Source organism: Halomonas sp. IOP_6, assembly GCF_021151565.1.
GTDB classification, from domain to species: domain Bacteria; phylum Pseudomonadota; class Gammaproteobacteria; order Pseudomonadales; family Halomonadaceae; genus Vreelandella; species Vreelandella alkaliphila.
Window position 1 is genome coordinate 547,211 of the sequence record NZ_JAIRBO010000002.1, and the last position, 16,444, is coordinate 563,654.

Genomic DNA, 16,444 nt, shown 5'->3' on the forward strand with positions numbered 1-16,444 from the left:
ACACTCTCGTAATAATGTCGCACGATGACTAGATCAGGCACCTTATGGTGCCTGATCTGCTTCTAGGTCCTGCTGTTCCCGCCACGCCATTATCTCTCCAAAGCGTTTCTCCTGACCAAAGGCGCTCGGTTCATAAAATCGTGTTTTGGGTAAATCATCAGGCCAACAGTCATGAGCGCTGCCCGCAGGGTAGCCATAGGTTTCGTTATGCGCGTAGCGATAACCTTGGCCATGTCCTAGCTGCTCCATCAGTTTGGTGGGGGCGTTACGAAGATAGCTGGGAACTTCCAGCTGTGGTTGCTGCTGCACAAACTGCTGTGCAGCCTTCCAGGCACGATCAATACGATTACTTTTTGGAGCAACCGCTAAATGAATGGCGGCGTGGGCGATCGCCCGCTGGCCCTCGTAATCGCCTAAACGTAAATAGGCATCCCAGGCAGCAATGACCAGGGGGAGTGCTCGAGGGTCAGCATTTCCTACATCTTCTGAGGCAATCGCCGTTAAGCGGCGCACAATATCAAGCGGGTCGCCGCCGCCCTGTAAAAAGCGTGCTATATACAGCAGGGCTGAATCAGGACGTGATGAGCGAATTGATTTATGAACGGCTGATAATAAATCGTAATAAGCGTCACCCTGCTTATCAAAGGCGCTTGATTGATGACCTACCACATCGGCTAACACCGCTTTGTGTAGCACCTCTTTATCACCATGCTGTTCAGTAAAATCGCAGGCCGTTTCTAGTAGTCCCAGCGCGCGACGTGCGTCGCCTGCACTGGCATGAGCAAGAGCCTCTAATACTCCCTCTTCCATCTCGATGCGGCGCTTACCCAGACCATGCTCCGCATCGTTTAATGCTTGAGATAACACCTGTAGAAGTTCGTCATGGCTCAGCGGTTTAAGTACATAGACCCGAGCACGGGAAAGTAGCGCCGAGTTGACCTCAAAAGAGGGGTTTTCTGTTGTTGCGCCGATCAGTGTTAGCAGGCCGGACTCCACATGGGGCAGCAACGCGTCTTGTTGACTCTTGTTCAATCGGTGGATTTCATCTAAGAATAGAAGTGTGGGTGATGTGCGTTGCTGTGCTCGCTCTACTGCTAAACGAATTTCTTTTACACCGGCCATGACGGCACTTAAATGCTCAAGATGAGCGCCAGAAGCGCGTGCTAGTAACTCTGCTAGCGTGGTTTTCCCCACACCGGGCGGCCCCCATAAAATCATTGAGCGCACGGCACCGGACTCTGCCATACGACGTAGGGGTTTTTCAGGCCCCACTAATGCTTGCTGGCCGACGTAATCGTTAAGGGTTAGAGGGCGCATACGGTAGGCAAGGGGCGCGTCTTCACTCGTGGTAACGGACGCGCGGTCAAAAAGATCCATATAAACGTTCCCTATAAATTTCCATCGTAAATCTTGCCGTTGAACAATCAACGATTAACAAGTGTCTGTGGTAAATAATGTTACGTCGGGCTACCTTTGGGCATAACCGACGGATAAGCGCCTGCTTGCCTAGGTAATGCCAAAGGCGCATGGTAACGATTAACACCAGTGTAGTTGAACCCAGCTCATGCCATGCGCTTAAGCGCTAGTAGGCAATGGGCGAAAGGTAAGGCACTTACAAAGGAGACGGCAAGATGTTAAACCAACTGCGTCTAGATCATGCCAACATGGCGCGAATGCTCCATGTGTTGCAGCTAAAACAAAAAACACTCGTGAGCGGTGAACGGCCCGACTTCCAGTTGATGCGTGAGGTGGTGGACTACATTTTGTCTTATATGGATGGTTTTGCTTCTCCGCTGGAAAAGATTTGCGTGGAACGTCTGCAAGAGCAGGCTCCTGAGCACCTTCCATTGATGGAGCAAATGGCCAGTGACTATCGAAAATTAAAGCCGCGCCTGTCCCGTTTATCCAATGATATCGACATGATTCTAATGGATAACGTGCTCCCCATGGATCGCTTTGCAGAGGCGTTGAAAGCGTACCTTGATGCACACCGTGCCTATCTCCGTCATGAGAGAGAGGGTCTGTTCCCGTTGATAGATAAGCATTTCAGCGAAGAGGATATGGAGGAGCTTCGTCAAGCGTTACCTGAGGGGGCTGAAAAAGAACTAGAGCGTTTACAGCAAGCGTACCCCGAACTTTACGCTGAATTGCGTGGTGCCGAAGTGCCATCAATGTAGCGCGCAAGCTGATCACTCAAGGTGTAACGGGGCGTGTTAAACTAACGCCCCGTTTTTTATTGGCGGCTTGAGGAGGGTGGCATGTACAACGCGTATCGGATGGTTAAGCAGTGATGTCTGGGCCTGTACTACTGTTTGATTCAGGTGTGGGCGGCCTTTCGGTTGCCCATGCGCTTCGCCAGCATTATCCGCATCTGGCAATGTGTTATGCCTGTGATAATGCGTGGCTACCCTATGGCCTACGTGATGATGTGACGCTCTCACAGCGTATTGTCTCGGTATGTAAAGCGGCAGTAGATGCCTGTCAAGCGAGTGTCTTGGTAGTTGCTTGTAATACCGCTAGCACCCTAGCGTTAGAGGGATTGCGTGCAACTTTAGATATTCCGGTTGTTGGAACTGTGCCTGCTATCAAGCCTGCTGCGTTGAGTAGTCAGACACGTCACATTGGCTTGCTCGCCACAACGGCGACCGTCAATAGGCCGTATACTCAGACGTTAATTAATAGCTTCGCGAGTGACTGTGTGGTCACCAGGGTGGCGGCAGATGCACTGGTCACAGAAGCGGAAGCGTGGCTATCCGGCATACCGATTAACGAGCAGCGATTAAGCCTAGCGCTAACACCTTTATGGCAGGCTACCCAGGCTAACCCAGCACTCGATACGGTTGTGCTGGGCTGTACCCATTTCCCACTGTTGAAAACTGAGCTAATCCGGTTGTCGCCGGTACCCTTGGTGTGGGTGGATTCTGGCGACGCAATTGCCCGTCGGGTAGGGCAAGTGGTACCGACCATAGCCAACAGCGCTCAAGATGGGCGTTGCTTCACGACAGCATCGGCGTCGCAACTTGCTAGCGGGTTGGCACGCTTTGGTTTTCACGCGCCACAACGATTAACGATTCCTAACGCGGTGTAGTCCCTCTGTTAGGTTGTTTGTTTCTATTGATGTTTTTTTAATTAAATGAGGAACTACCTTGGCGATCCCCACTGTAGAACCAGAACGCTATGCCGAACAGCTCGCTGAAAAGCAAGCCTACGTGGAGAAAACCTTTGCAGCGTTCACCACGCCCACGCTTGAAGTCTACCCCTCACCGCCAAGCCACTATCGGCAACGCTGCGAATTTCGTATTTGGCATGAAGATGATGACCTCTTCTACGCCATGTTTGAGGTCGATTCGCACAATCCCAAAAACAAGCGTGTCGTGCGTTTGGATCAGTTCCCTGTCGCTAGTGAGCATATCAATGCGCTGATGCCGCGTCTGCGAGAAGCGTTTCTTGCCAGCGATGAACTTCGTCGGCGCTTATTTCAAGTTGAGTTTTTAACCACGTTGTCTGGCGAAGCCTTGGTAACGCTGATCTACCACCGTCCGCTAGGCGAAGCCTGGGAAGCCGAAGCGCGCGCACTGGAGGAGACGCTTGGCATCATGATTATTGGTCGCTCTCGCAAGCAGCGCTTGGTGCTAACCCGAGATCATGTGTGGGAGCGCTTAACCGTTGATGGCCGTGAACTGGTGTATCAACAGGTCGAAAACAGCTTTACTCAGCCAAATGCGCATATCTGCCAGACCATGCTTAGCTGGGCCAGGGAGGCCACCGCCGGACGGCAGGGTGAAGACTTGGTGGAGCTTTACTGTGGTAACGGTAACTTTACCATTGCGTTAGCGGATAACTTCCGCCGCGTTTTGGCGACGGAAATTTCCCGCACCTCGGTTGCCAGTGCTAACGTCAATCTGGACGCTAACGGTGTAACCAATGCTCAGGTCGCAAGAATGTCCGCTGAAGAGTTCGCCTTGGCGCTAAAGGGCGAGAAAACAGGTCGCCGAGTGGCGGAGATGGCGTTGGATGCGTATGAGTTTTCCACCGTGCTAGTCGATCCACCAAGAGCGGGTCTGGACGCCGAAAGTTGTCATCAAATCAGCGAATACGCTCAAATCGTCTATATTTCATGCAATCCTGCAACGCTAGCCGAAAACTTAACCATACTGACTCAAACACACCATATTGAACGGTTCGCGCTTTTTGATCAGTTTCCGTTTACCGAGCATTGTGAATGCGGTGTATTACTCACACGAAAGAGCGCTGGGCAATAGAGAAGTTGCCGATAATGTTTAAGAGCTCTTGTCAATAGTGCTTATGATGCATAAGCGGCATACACCATGAATAAGCTGTCAGATGGTTAGGGGGATAAGCAACGGTAGCGTAAGCTAGTGGATAGTGTGGCCTAAAGGCCTATTGTCCTTCGTTTTTTGGCCTAAATTGTGGCCCCAGGCAGTCGAGGTGATGGATGCATTACGTTGCGATTGAAGAGAGTCGGCGGGATCTTTTGAAGCAGCTACAAGAGCGATTGGATGCGCGACTGGAGCCGGAGCGAGCAGCAGATGTCGAAGCCTTTGCTCGCCACTTCTACGCCACGGTACCCGTTGAAGACTTGGTTGACCGGCGTTTAGACGACTTGTATGGGGCCACACTGTCGATTTGGCAGTTTTTACAGCATCACGATCCCCAAAATCCCAAGGTGCGCATCTTCAACCCCGACTTTGAAGAGCATGGCTGGCAGTCAACCCACACCTTCGTTGCCGTTTTGCACGAAGATATGCCATTTTTGGTTGATTCGGTACGGATTGAGCTTAATCGTCGCGGACTGACGGTTCACGCTATTCAGAACGCTGTGCTTGCCGTGGCGCGTGACGGTCAGCATCAGCTCAAAGCACTTGCCTCGCCAAGAGATGAAGATGCGCCTGAGGCGCGTGAGTCGCTGATGGTTATTGAAGTGGATCGTCACTCGGATCCTGAATCGCTGACCAAAATTGAGAATAAGTTACATGAAGTGCTACGTGATGTTAGAACCGCAGTCAGCGATTTTGACGAGATGTGCGGTCAAATCACGTCGGCTATTCAAGAGTTAGAGAAAAACTGCCCCCCGCAAATTGATCCTGACGATCATGAAGAGGCCATCGCGTTTTTAGAGTGGCTGCTCAAAGACAACTTTACCTTCCTGGGTTACGACGAGTACCTGCTGGAAGGCAAAGAGCTGCAGCGCGATCCTAATAGTGTTCTGGGGGTTTTCCGCCTTGATCAGCCGCGTTACCGTGAGCGTATTCGCACTGAAGAGGGGGTTGATGAGAATGGCGACTATGTGTTAGTACCCCAGCTACTGTCTTTTGCTAAAAGCGCGCATCACTCCCGGGTGCATCGCCCCACGTACCCAGACTACATTACCGTTGATCGCTATGACGACGACGGCAATGTGATCGGCGAGCGGCGCTTCTTTGGCTTGTTCACATCTACGGTTTATAACGAATCGCCACGCAATATTCCGCTACTGCGTCGCAAGTTGAAAGCCGTGATGGATATTGCCGGGTTTAACCCCCAGGGGCATAACGGTAAACAGCTGTTGCAAGTGTTGGAAGTGTATCCGCGTGATGACCTATTCCAGATCAGCACCGAATCCCTGGCCAGCACGTCGCTCGGTATTCTTAATATCCGCGAACGCCGCCAAGTGCGCTTGTTTATTCGCGCGGACCTCAGCGGTAAGTTCTACTCTTGCTTAGTCTTTGTTCCAAGAGATGTGTTCTCTACCGACCTGCGCCAGCGCATACAAACGATGCTATGCGATGAACTAGACGCTCATTTTGGCGACTTTAACACCTATTTATCAGAGTCGGTTTTAGCCCGTATTCAGCTTATTCTGCGCTTTAATGGTGAAGGACCAAGTCAATACGATCTTAAGCGCTTAGAAAGCAAAGTGGCACGTTTGGCACGTAGCTGGCGTGATGAGCTTCAGGAAGCGATGATTGAAGGCTTTGGTGAAGAGCGTGCCAATCACCAAATGGATAACTTCCATGACGCATTCTCGGCCAGTTACCGAGAAGATTTCAACGCGCGCACAGCAGTGTTTGATGTTCAGCATCTACTGACCCTGGATAGCGGTGACGATCTCTCGTTGTCACTTTATCGCCCCCTGGAAGAGCAAGCGGGCGGTATGAACTTAAAGCTTTTCCATCGTGAAACGCAGATCCCGCTGTCTGATGTGCTACCGATGATGGAAAACCTGGGGTTGCGCGTTATTGGCGAGCGCCCTTATGACATTAATGCTCCGCAGCAGCGTTACTGGATTCATGACTTCGAACTGGAACATAGTCGCGAAGGCGTTAATTTAAGCGAAATGCGTGACACCTTTAGCGAAGCGTTTAAGCGTATATGGGCCGGTGAGGCGGATAACGACGCTTTTAACCGTCTGATAATTGGTGCTGGCCTTGATTGGCGTGAAGTCGCCATGCTGCGCGGTTATGCCCGTTACCTTAAGCAGATTCGCTTTGGTATGTCGCAGGATTACATCGCAGCTACTCTAGCTAATTACCCGGTAATCACCCAGGCGCTCGTTGAGCTATTCCGGTTGCGCTTTGATCCCAAGCATCAGCCAAGCAGCTTAGATGACTGTATTGCTCGTTTAAATGAGAATCTGGAAAGTGTCGCCAGCCTCAATGATGACCAGTTGCTGCGTCGCTTTATGGAGCTTATTCAAGCGACTCTGCGCACTAACTACTACCAGAAAGCGGATGATGGCCGTTTTAAAGATTACATCTCCTATAAACTGGAGCCCTCGAAAGTTACGGGCATGCCCAAGCCCCGTCCGGCATTTGAGATTTTTGTCTGTTCACCCCGCGTAGAAGGTGTTCACCTGCGTGGCGGTAAAGTCGCTCGCGGTGGCTTGCGCTGGTCAGATCGCCACGAAGATTTCCGTACGGAAGTGTTAGGCCTGGTAAAAGCCCAGCAGGTGAAAAATGCGGTTATCGTGCCTGTGGGAGCTAAAGGCGGTTTCGTATGCAAACGCATGCCAGAAAATGCTGATCGTGAAACCCAGCAGAAAGAAGGTATCGCCTGCTACAAAATATTTATTCGCGCACTGCTGGATGTCACTGACAACCTAGTGGGTGGTGAAGTTGTGCCACCGCAAAATGTGGTACGCCATGATGGCGACGATAGCTACCTTGTCGTTGCTGCTGATAAAGGAACCGCAACTTTCTCGGATATCGCAAATGAGATATCCATAGAGTATGGCCACTGGCTCGGGGATGCCTTTGCTTCTGGCGGTGCTAACGGTTACGACCATAAGAAAATGGCGATTACCGCGCGTGGTGCCTGGGAATCCGTCAAGCGTCACTTCAAAAACCTTGACGTGAATACCCAACAAGATTTGTTCACGGTAGTGGGCATTGGCGATATGGCCGGCGATGTTTTCGGCAACGGCATGCTGCTGTCGGATAAAATCCAGCTGGTAGGCGCATTTAACCACCTGCATATTTTTGTCGATCCGAACCCCGACGCAGAAGCGGCTTTCGCCGAGCGTAAGCGCATGTTCAATCTGCCGCGCTCCAGTTGGGAAGACTACAATGCTGAACTGATTTCACAGGGGGGCGGTGTCTTTAGCCGCAGCGCGAAATCGATTCCGATTACTCCGGAAATGCAGCAGGTGTTTGGTATCGAAGAAACGCGCCTTTCACCCAATGATCTGATCCGCGCCATGCTGAAGGCGAAGATTGATCTGTTGTGGAACGGTGGTATCGGCACCTATGTGAAGAGCTCCGATGAAACCGACGCCGACGTGGGCGACAAAGCCAACGACGCGCTGCGTATTAACGGCGCTGAGTTGAATTGCCGCGTTGTTGGTGAGGGCGGAAACTTGGGCTTGACCCAGCGTGGCCGGATGGAAGCGGCCGCTAAAGGTGTGCGCGTTTATACAGACTTTATCGATAATGCGGGTGGGGTTAACTGCTCTGACCATGAGGTCAATATCAAGATATTGATTGATGAAGTGGTTAAGCGTGGTGACATGACCGACAAACAGCGTAACCAGCTGCTATCAGATATGACCGAGGAAGTTGCTAACCTAGTCATTCTCGATAACTATCGTCAAACCCAAGCGCTGGATCTGTCAGAAATTCTGTCTCACCAAGGCATGGGGCCATACCGTCGCTTTATCAGTGAGCTTGAGTCAGCCGGTCAAATTGATCGTGAATTAGAGTTCTTGCCTGGCGATGATGTGCTTAAAGAGCGCGCCAGTCATGATCAGGGCATGCGGTTACCTGAGCTGTCGGTGCTGATTTCTTACGCTAAGAGCACCCTGAAAGGCGATTTGATCAACTCTGATGTGCCGGATGATCCCTACATTCATCGTCATTTAGAACGCTTGTTCCCTGAGGTGTTGACGGAACGCTACCAGACCGAGATGTACGACCACCGTCTGAAGCGTGAAATTGTTGCCACCCAAGTGGCCAACGATCTAGTTGACCACATGGGTATCGTCTTCGTTCGTCGTCTAATGGACTCTACCGGCGCAGGTCGAGCTGATATTGCTCGTGCTTACGTGGTCGCTCGAGACGCGTTTAACCTGACGGCACTGTGGGAACAGATTGAGGCGCTGGACAACCAAGTGCCGAACCGTGTGCAGTACTCAATGATGCTCGACCTGATGCGCATGATTCGCCGCGCGACGCGCTGGTTCCTGCGTCAGCATTTGGGATTGTCGACCCAAGATACAATTGAGTACTTCGGACCTCGCCTTGCTCAACTGCAAGAAGGGATTGGTGAACTGCTCAGCGGAGAAGAGAAGGCGACATGGCGTAAGCGTTGCGACGAGCTGCTAGAAGCAGGTGTGCCAGAAGCGCTAGCCTCTACGGTGGCTGCATCGCCTAGTCTCTATGCAGGTTTGGGCATTATTCACGCAGCACGGGTCACCAATGAGAAGCCTCAGCGTGTGGCCGAAGTGTTCTACGAAATTGGCAGCCGTCTAGAGCTACCTTGGATTATCCAGCAGGTGACCCAGCTGGAAGTGCGTGATGCGTGGCAAGCGCAAGCGCGAGAAACCTTCCGTGACGATATTGATCGCCAGCAACTGGCACTAACGACCAGTGTTCTGAAGCTGGAAGCGGGTAGTCGTGACACTCAAGAGCGTGTGGCTCAGTGGCTTGAGCAGCACGCCGAGCTACACCGCCGCTGGTGCCATCTGATTGACGAGGTGCGCGGTGGCAGTGAAGGTGGTTTTGCACTGTTTGCCGTCGCCGTACGTGAACTGGTCGACCTTGCTGAAAGTGATAGCGAAGCGTAAGTCGCAAGCTAGCTATCGACTTGCTCGATAAGTAACACCACCTACCGCGCCCTGAATCAGGGCGCGGTTTTTTTATAACGGTTCTTGAGACCGTTCTTGATACCGCTCTTGTGATCGCTTTTTCACGGTATTGCCTTTCTCGCCGCTCAGCGCTGCGAAGATAACTTGATTTACGCTATACTCTGCGCGCCGCGCGCTATGTCGTCTATTTGCCCACATGTAGCGTGTTCGCTCGTCTGCTTTATGCCCACTGCTCTGGAGAGCCTCGCTGATGTATAACTTCGCTCGTTCGCTGTTATTTCGACTCGACCCAGAAACGTCTCATGGGTTGGCGCTGGGTGCGTTAGATACTCTGCATCGGGTGGGTGGTGTGCAGCGGGTATATGGTAAGCCTGTGAGCGACCCTGTCGAACTGATGGGGCTGCATTTTAGTAATCGGGTAGGGCTTGCCGCAGGGCTGGATAAAAATGCCGATCACTTGGATGCGCTGGGCGCGCTGGGCTTTGGGTTTGTAGAAGTAGGCACCGTGACGCCCAAAGCGCAGCCAGGCAACCCGAAGCCACGCCTGTTTCGGCTTGCAGGCCACGAGGCGATCATTAACCGCTTTGGATTTAATAACAAAGGGGTTGAGCACCTTGTCGCCCAGGTGAAAAAGCGCCACTACAGAGGCGTTGTGGGTATCAATATTGGCAAAAACTTAACCACCTCTGTGGAAAATGCGCTCGATGATTACCTGCTTTGTTTAGAGGCGGTGCACAGCGTGGCTGATTATATTGCGGTCAATATTTCCTCGCCTAATACGCCCGGGCTGCGGACATTACAGTTCGGCGAGCAGCTGGATGCATTGCTTGGGCCTATTCGTTCGCGCAGCCAAGCGCTGGACAGCGCGTTAGGCCGCAAGGTACCGCTACTGGTTAAAATCGCCCCAGATATGAGTGAAGAAGAGGTCGCCCTGGTGGCTGGCAGTATTGCTCGTAATGCGCTGGATGGTGTTATTGCGACAAATACTACGATAGCTCGCGATGCTGTTAAGAGTGACCCTCAGTCAGAAGAGGCGGGTGGGCTTTCTGGAAAACCCGTTTTTGAAGCATCGAATAGGGTGATTCGCCTGTTACGCGCGCGACTTCCAACGCTGCCTATTATAGGTGTGGGCGGGATTGATAGCGGTGAGGCCGCTGCTGCTAAAATTGCCGCTGGTGCAGACTTGGTGCAGCTCTATTCAGGGTTGATCTACCAAGGGCCTGGGTTAGTGAAAGCGTGCGCCGAGGCATTGAAGCAGCCATAATTGAGTAATAAAAAAGCCCGCTTGTCAGCGGGCTCCGTACTCCAAATGTCATGTTTAAAAAGGTAAAAAAACTAGGTCATCACCATGGGATTTTTATGGATACCGGAAACGCCGGTCATCCCGTCCCACTGATCACCGCGACCTTCACGCCAACCACTCATCCAATATTCGCGTAAATTGACATCTTGACTGGGGCAGTCATCTCGGGAGCGACCCGTAATGCCCGCTTTATAGCCGTGAACATAAGCCCGTTGGAAGCGATCACGTTTTTGTCGTTTCATTGGCTAACCTCTTTTCACGAAAGCCTTTGATAAGAAAAGCACGCTGGGCAAAAATGCTATATTTGCATCAGTGCTATTTCGATAGATAACTTTGGCAAGCCGCCACTCAACGCTAGTGCCTAGCACTCACGTGCTGAACGGGCAAAGCGGCAGACTCGACAAATTAGGGGTCTTGAAAGCAAGTTGCTAATAGAACCCTGACAAACAACGCATGCGTTTTTCAGTAGCTACACTCTTATTGTTAGCTCATTATGGGGTCACTTGTCGACCATCAAATTGTCATAAGACGTAAACTCATTTGCCATATATAGGAATATCGCGCTCTTACGCGCGGCGATAAACATGACTGAGTCGAGCCAAACTGCCCCTCTAAACCTCCTTGCTACCTGCCCAAAAGGCATTGAAGGCCTTTTAGCTGATGAGCTTTCAGCGCTAGGAGCCGAGCCAGGTAAAACGACCGTGGCGGGCGTTTATTTTTCCGCCAATCTAGCAACCGCCTATCGCATATGCCTATGGTCACGGCTAGCTAACCGCATTATTTTGCTGTTGGCTCGGGAGCCGATGATTGATACCGCTGAGCAAGTGCGTGACGTGGTTGCCCGGCTTTCCTGGACACAGCATTTAACGCCAGGCAAAACGCTGGCGGTAGATTTTCATGGCCGCAGCGACCACATTCGCCATACTCGGTTTGGTGCCCAGACGGTGAAAGATGGCGTTGTTGATTCGCTGCAGCTAGCAGGTCAGGAGCGTCCAAATGTTGATACCAAAACGCCTGATCTGCGCATCTACGCCCATCTACACCGCGCTAACTTAAGTCTGGGAATTGATCTTTCAGGCGAAAGTTTGCACCGCCGTGGCTACCGCCGTGATGTTGGACATGCACCGCTGAAAGAGAACTTGGCAGCCGCATTGCTAGTGCGTGCTGGCTGGCCTGAACGAGCAAAAGCCAGTGAGCCGCTGTTAGACCCGCTATGCGGTGCAGGCACGTTGCTGATTGAAGCGGCGCTAATGGCTGCCGACCAAGCGCCCAATCTCAATCGGGAGCGCTTTGGCTTTCAGGGCTGGGCAGGCCACGACGAGCCGCTGTGGAAAGAGTTAAAGCGCGAAGCTGAGGCACGGGCGTCGATAGGCCGTAAACGCTGTAAAACGGCGCTGGTGGGCTTTGATCAGAGTCCGGCAGCATTGACAGCAGCGAAAGCTAACGCCATGCGTGCGGGCATTCCTGCGCTAATTACCTTGCATGGGCAGAGCCTAAGTCAGCTAACCAGGCCAGAGACTATTACTGCCGAACGTGGGCTATTGATAACTAACCCGCCTTATGGCGAGCGCTTAGGCGAATTGCCTGAGTTGGTGCGTTTGTATGCCCAGCTGGGAGAAAAGGCGAAAGCGCTGTTTCCCGGTTGGACACTGGCGCTGTTTACCGGTAACCCCGATTTGGGGCATCGCCTTGGGCTACGTGCTCACAAGCAGTATGCGCTGAAGAACGGTGCTCTGGATGCGAAGTTGCTGCTGATGGAAATTGCCACTCACACGGCCAGCATGCCAGGCAGTGACAGCGTTTCTTCTGTCTCAGAAAATGGTGGAGAGGCGCAGCAAACAAGTACCAGTGCCAAGCCTGCTGTGTCGGAAAATGCCCAAATGTTTGCCAACCGACTGGCGAAAAACCAAAAACGTCTGAAAAAGTGGCTCAAGAAAAGCGCTGAGACTTGCTATCGTGTTTACGATGCTGATATGCCGGAGTATGCGTTGGCAGTCGATCGTTACGGTGACCGAGTGCACGTTCAAGAGTACGCCGCACCCAGCTCAATCAACCCCGCTCAGGCGCAAAAGCGCTTGTTTGATGCCTTGGAAGTGCTGCCAGATGCCCTCGGCGTCGACCCAGGCAAGGTGTATATAAAGCGTCGTGAGCGGCAAACTGGCAGTGCCCAGTACCAGAAACGGGATGCCAGCGGTGAACGCTTTGAAGTGCAGGAAGGTGACGCTCGGTTGTGGGTTAACCTGCGTGACTACTTGGATACCGGCTTGTTTTTGGATCATCGGCCAGTGCGCCGCCTGCTTAACGAGATGGCTAGCGGGAAGCGCTTCTTAAACCTGTTTTGCTACACTGCCACAGCAACCGTGCAAGCAGCCTTGGGCGGTGCAAGCGACAGCGTCAGCGTCGATATGTCGAATACCTACCTTGAGTGGGCGAGAGACAACTTTGCGCTGAACAAGCTGGACCCAAGGCTACATCGTGTGGTGCGGGATGACTGTTTCCGTTGGCTTGAAACCGCGAACGCCGAGTTTGACCTGATCTTTATGGACCCGCCGACATTTTCTAACTCCAAGAAAATGCGCGATACCCTTGATGTTCAGCGTGACCATCCGCGGCTGGTGGAACTGGCCATGGCGCGTCTTGCGCCCGGCGGTACCCTGGTGTTCTCGAACAATCAGCGGCGCTTCAAGTTAGACGAGGGGCTCAGCGAGCGCTACGCAGTGGAAGATATTACATCGCGTACGTTTGATCCGGATTTTCAACGCCGAACCAACCTGCATCACGTGTTTTTGCTACGCCATAAAGCGTAAGGGCACAAAGAGATCGGATATGATTCAGCTGTCGATTTATACAACGTTAGGCTGCCACTTGTGCGCTCAGTTAGAAGCGCTGGTGGTAACGTTGGCGAACCAAGAGGTATCGCTGCATCACATTGAAATCAGCGACGACGATACGCTAGCGGAGCATTATGGCGTACGCATTCCGGTTTTGATGGATGGTAATGGGGAAGAGCTGGATCGAGGCTTTGATCTTGATAAGCTGAGCGCTTGGTTACAAGCGCGCGGCTGGTTGGATGAGGCTGCGCTGGCGGCACTTACCACACCGTCCGAAAATGCGCCGCCAATTGGCGCGCATCAGCGCAATGGACGGCGCTACTTGGGTTGAGATAGCCCTTGAGACAGTCCTTGAGACAGTCATTGAAACCGCTCTTAAAACAGCCTTTAAGGTTTGAATCATTGTCGCTAACATGGAGTTCGATGCACCTAAAGTGCATCAAGTAGCGACAACTGCCGCATGGCTTCCTGTCCTTCGGGCGTATGATCGGCTGCTTCCAGTACCTTGCGAAACCCTCGCGAGGCCTGGATAGTGGCCTCATCTTCCATCCACATTTGTGCTTGCTCCAGGGTATCTGCCAACTGATGCTTTAGCCCGCCAAACTGGGTGCCGATTTGCCCCCAGGCGCGGCTGAAAATCCAGTCGCCAAACATATCCTGGTGAATATGCACCAACACATAGTCATGGTCGGTTTCCCAGCGTACGATCACACCCATCTCCTTAACTGCTTCTTGATCATGCCTGCACAGCAAGCCGTTGCGGGCGTATTGTAAAGCCCGGATACGAAAACGCCTATGAAACTTGTTATCGACGCTAATATTCCCGCCGCAGACCTCTGTTTTGAATCGTTTGGCACGTTACATCGCTTGCCTGGGCGTGAGATCCGTCCTGCCGATGTGGCTGATGCCGACGCACTGATAGTGCGCTCGATTACTCAGGTCAACCACGCGCTGTTGGCACAAAGCCCTGTCCGTTTTGTGGGTACCTGCACCATTGGCACTGACCATATTGATCGCGCGTTATTAAGTGATCGCGGCATTGGCTTTGCTAGTGCGCCTGGCTGTAATGCTGACGCCGTGGTGGACTACGTGCTTAGCAGCTTGCTGCTGATGAGTGAGCGACAAGGTTGGTCGTTGCTGGCACGTAGGGTGGGTATTGTGGGGGCTGGCAACGTTGGCAGCCGTTTGCAGCAGCGTTTGCAAGCATTGGGTGTGGAAACCATGGTGTGTGATCCGCCTCGCGCAGAAAAAGAACATCCTGGAAAAGGGCCCGCAGCAGTGCAGGAGGCGGGCCTGTTTTGCTCGCTGGATAGCGTCATCGAACACTGCGACGTAGTGTGCCTGCATACTCCGCTGGTGAAAGAGGGCCCCCATGCCACGTATCAACTGCTTAATGCTGAGCGTATTAATGACCTAATCCCTGGGACCGTGTTGCTAAACGCCGGGCGGGGCGACTGTATTGACGGTCTGGCGCTACGTAGTCGTTTAGCGGGTAAAGGGGATATCACGGCGATTCTCGATGTTTGGGAAGATGAGCCGGAGATTGATGCCGGGTTGCGTGATTTGGTAGCGCTGGCGACACCACATATTGCCGGGCATAGCCTTGATGGCAAGTTGCGTGGTACGTGGATGATTCAGCAGGCGCTGGCTCAGCATATCGAGCGGCCAAGTGGCGTTACGTTTAGCGAACTCTGCCCGCGACCCGCGCTGTCAGCATTAACGCTGCAGCAAGCGATGCCGATAGAAGAAGCACTCCGGCTATGCACGCGCGCGGTTTACGATGTGCGCCGCGACCACGATGCGTTGCAGCGGCACGTGTTTCACCAGGGAATCAAAAAGGGCTTTGATGACTGCCGGTCAAATTACCCACTGCGTCGAGAGTTTGCCACGCTGCGCGTGTTGTTAGAGAACGACGCAACGGTGTTGGAAGCGCCACTGCTGGCGGCTGGTTTTCAAGTGCGCTGCGTATAGCTGTGTGGTGACGGTGGGTTGATTGTGAGGTGGTGTTTAGAAAGCACAAGGCCCGCATTTGCGGGCCTTGTGTGTTATGCAGCTAGCGAACATGCGTTTACTGACGGTAAGCCGCTTCTTTCAAAGCGCGAATGCGATCGTCCAGCGGCGGGTGGCTGGCGAACAGCTGCTCTAGCAAAGAGCGGGTTTGGCCTTTAGTAATAGCCATCGCGCGCAGGGTATCCGGCATCTGGTCAGGCATTTCAGTTTCGGCTTTCAGACGTGCCAGCGCATTCACCATCGCGCCGGTGCCCGCTAGGCGTGCGCCTGCCTCATCAGCACGGTATTCACGATAGCGTGAGAACCAGGCAACGATTGCAGAGGCGACAAGACCAAAGACGATTTCTGCCACGATCACCACGGCAAAATAGCCGATAAAACCAAGGCCACCTTCGCCGTCGCTACGGCTTCTTAAGAAGTTGTCGACTAACTGAGCCACGACCCGAGCAAAGAACATAACAAAGGTATTCACGACGCCTTGAATCAGCGCCAGCGTGACCATATCGCCGTTGGCCACGTGGCCGATTTCGTGGGCCAGCACCGCGCGCACTTCTTCAGGGCGCATACGGTTTAATAGGCCCGCTGAAACGGCGACTAATGCATCGTTCTTATTCCAGCCGGTGGCAAACGCGTTGGACTGCTGAGCAGGAAAAATGCCCACTTCTGGCGTTTTAATACCCGCTTCGCGGGAAAGTTCAGCCACCGTATCCAGCAGCCACTGCTCCGTTGAATTAGAGGGTGTTTCGATAATCACGGTGCCAGTCGAACGCTTTGCCATCCACTTGGAAATAAACAGCGATATTAGCGAGCCGACCATGCCGAAGATAAAGCAGAAAATCAGCAGGCTAGTAAAGTTGATACCCTGACTGCTTAGGTAACTTTCCACCCCAAACAGTCGCAGCGTTAAGCTGGCAACCAGCAACACCGCTAAGTTAGTGGCTAAAAACAGCACAATTCGCATCATGGTGCAGGTTCTCCCTCAAAGGTCATTAAAAAGCG

At 52.7% G+C, this 16,444-nt stretch carries 12 protein-coding genes; 8 read left to right on the forward strand and 4 right to left on the reverse strand.

All coding sequences use genetic code 11. The features are described 5' to 3' along the window. Nucleotides 1-42: 42 nt before the first annotated feature. The gene (locus K7H08_RS06020) at nt 43-1,377 is read right to left on the reverse strand and encodes a replication-associated recombination protein A (protein WP_095602351.1); all 1,335 of its coding nucleotides are present in this window, start codon (nt 1,375-1,377) and stop codon (nt 43-45) included. A gap of 254 nt (nt 1,378-1,631) precedes the next feature. Between K7H08_RS06020 and K7H08_RS06025 the strand changes: the two genes are divergently transcribed. From K7H08_RS06025 to K7H08_RS06045, 5 genes are all read left to right on the forward strand, one after another. Beyond that, nucleotides 1,632-2,177, forward strand: coding sequence for a hemerythrin domain-containing protein (locus tag K7H08_RS06025; RefSeq protein WP_038482554.1), 546 nt, complete (start codon nt 1,632-1,634; stop codon nt 2,175-2,177). Between the two features lie 113 nt (nt 2,178-2,290). Next, entirely contained in the window at nt 2,291-3,088 is a 798-nt protein-coding gene (gene murI / locus K7H08_RS06030) for a glutamate racemase (protein ID WP_231657459.1), read from the forward strand. A 58-nt stretch (nt 3,089-3,146) separates the two neighbouring features. After that, on the forward strand, nt 3,147-4,262 hold the full coding sequence (gene trmA, locus K7H08_RS06035) for a tRNA (uridine(54)-C5)-methyltransferase TrmA (RefSeq protein WP_231657460.1): 1,116 nt from the start codon (nt 3,147-3,149) through the stop codon (nt 4,260-4,262). Between the two features lie 194 nt (nt 4,263-4,456). Next, nucleotides 4,457-9,280, forward strand: coding sequence for an NAD-glutamate dehydrogenase (locus K7H08_RS06040; RefSeq protein ID WP_231657461.1), 4,824 nt, complete (start codon nt 4,457-4,459; stop codon nt 9,278-9,280). Nucleotides 9,281-9,551: 271 nt separating this feature from the next. Further along, the gene (locus K7H08_RS06045; protein ID WP_231657462.1) at nt 9,552-10,565 is read left to right on the forward strand and encodes a quinone-dependent dihydroorotate dehydrogenase; all 1,014 of its coding nucleotides are present in this window, start codon (nt 9,552-9,554) and stop codon (nt 10,563-10,565) included. Nucleotides 10,566-10,636: 71 nt separating this feature from the next. Here the strand turns inward: K7H08_RS06045 and rmf are convergent, their stop codons facing one another. Then, complete coding sequence (gene rmf / locus K7H08_RS06050) at nt 10,637-10,846, reverse strand: ribosome modulation factor (protein ID WP_009722578.1); 210 nt, start codon at nt 10,844-10,846, stop codon at nt 10,637-10,639. 342 nt (nt 10,847-11,188) lie between these two features. On the opposite strand from rmf, the gene rlmKL reads away from it, so the two are divergent. After that, entirely contained in the window at nt 11,189-13,411 is a 2,223-nt protein-coding gene (gene rlmKL, locus K7H08_RS06055; protein WP_231657463.1) for a bifunctional 23S rRNA (guanine(2069)-N(7))-methyltransferase RlmK/23S rRNA (guanine(2445)-N(2))-methyltransferase RlmL, read from the forward strand. A gap of 19 nt (nt 13,412-13,430) precedes the next feature. Continuing rightward, entirely contained in the window at nt 13,431-13,766 is a 336-nt protein-coding gene (locus K7H08_RS06060) for a glutaredoxin family protein (RefSeq protein ID WP_231657464.1), read from the forward strand. Nucleotides 13,767-13,864: 98 nt separating this feature from the next. Here the strand turns inward: K7H08_RS06060 and K7H08_RS06065 are convergent, their stop codons facing one another. Further along, entirely contained in the window at nt 13,865-14,146 is a 282-nt protein-coding gene (locus tag K7H08_RS06065) for a hypothetical protein (RefSeq protein ID WP_038486583.1), read from the reverse strand. 84 nt (nt 14,147-14,230) lie between these two features. Here K7H08_RS06065 and pdxB point away from each other — a divergent pair, with 84 nt between their 5' ends. Then, a complete protein-coding gene (gene pdxB, locus K7H08_RS06070; protein ID WP_231657465.1) occupies nt 14,231-15,406 on the forward strand; it encodes a 4-phosphoerythronate dehydrogenase PdxB in 1,176 nt (391 codons plus the stop codon). 97 nt (nt 15,407-15,503) lie between these two features. Here pdxB and htpX read toward each other — a convergent pair whose 3' ends face one another. After that, nucleotides 15,504-16,409, reverse strand: a complete 906-nt coding sequence (htpX, locus tag K7H08_RS06075) for a protease HtpX (protein ID WP_038482579.1) — start codon at nt 16,407-16,409, stop codon at nt 15,504-15,506. Nucleotides 16,410-16,444: the final 35 nt, after the last annotated feature.

Coding starts and splice junctions, on each gene's coding strand:
- K7H08_RS06020 (WP_095602351.1), bottom strand. CDS start 1,377: ATGGATCTTTTTGACCGCGCGTCCGTTACCACGAGTGAAGACGCGCCC.
- K7H08_RS06025 (WP_038482554.1), top strand. CDS start 1,632: ATGTTAAACCAACTGCGTCTAGATCATGCCAACATGGCGCGAATGCTC.
- murI (WP_231657459.1), top strand. CDS start 2,291: ATGTCTGGGCCTGTACTACTGTTTGATTCAGGTGTGGGCGGCCTTTCG.
- K7H08_RS06040 (WP_231657461.1), top strand. CDS start 4,457: ATGCATTACGTTGCGATTGAAGAGAGTCGGCGGGATCTTTTGAAGCAG.
- K7H08_RS06045 (WP_231657462.1), top strand. CDS start 9,552: ATGTATAACTTCGCTCGTTCGCTGTTATTTCGACTCGACCCAGAAACG.
- rmf (WP_009722578.1), bottom strand. CDS start 10,846: ATGAAACGACAAAAACGTGATCGCTTCCAACGGGCTTATGTTCACGGC.
- rlmKL (WP_231657463.1), top strand. CDS start 11,189: ATGACTGAGTCGAGCCAAACTGCCCCTCTAAACCTCCTTGCTACCTGC.
- K7H08_RS06060 (WP_231657464.1), top strand. CDS start 13,431: ATGATTCAGCTGTCGATTTATACAACGTTAGGCTGCCACTTGTGCGCT.
- pdxB (WP_231657465.1), top strand. CDS start 14,231: ATGAAACTTGTTATCGACGCTAATATTCCCGCCGCAGACCTCTGTTTT.
- htpX (WP_038482579.1), bottom strand. CDS start 16,409: ATGATGCGAATTGTGCTGTTTTTAGCCACTAACTTAGCGGTGTTGCTG.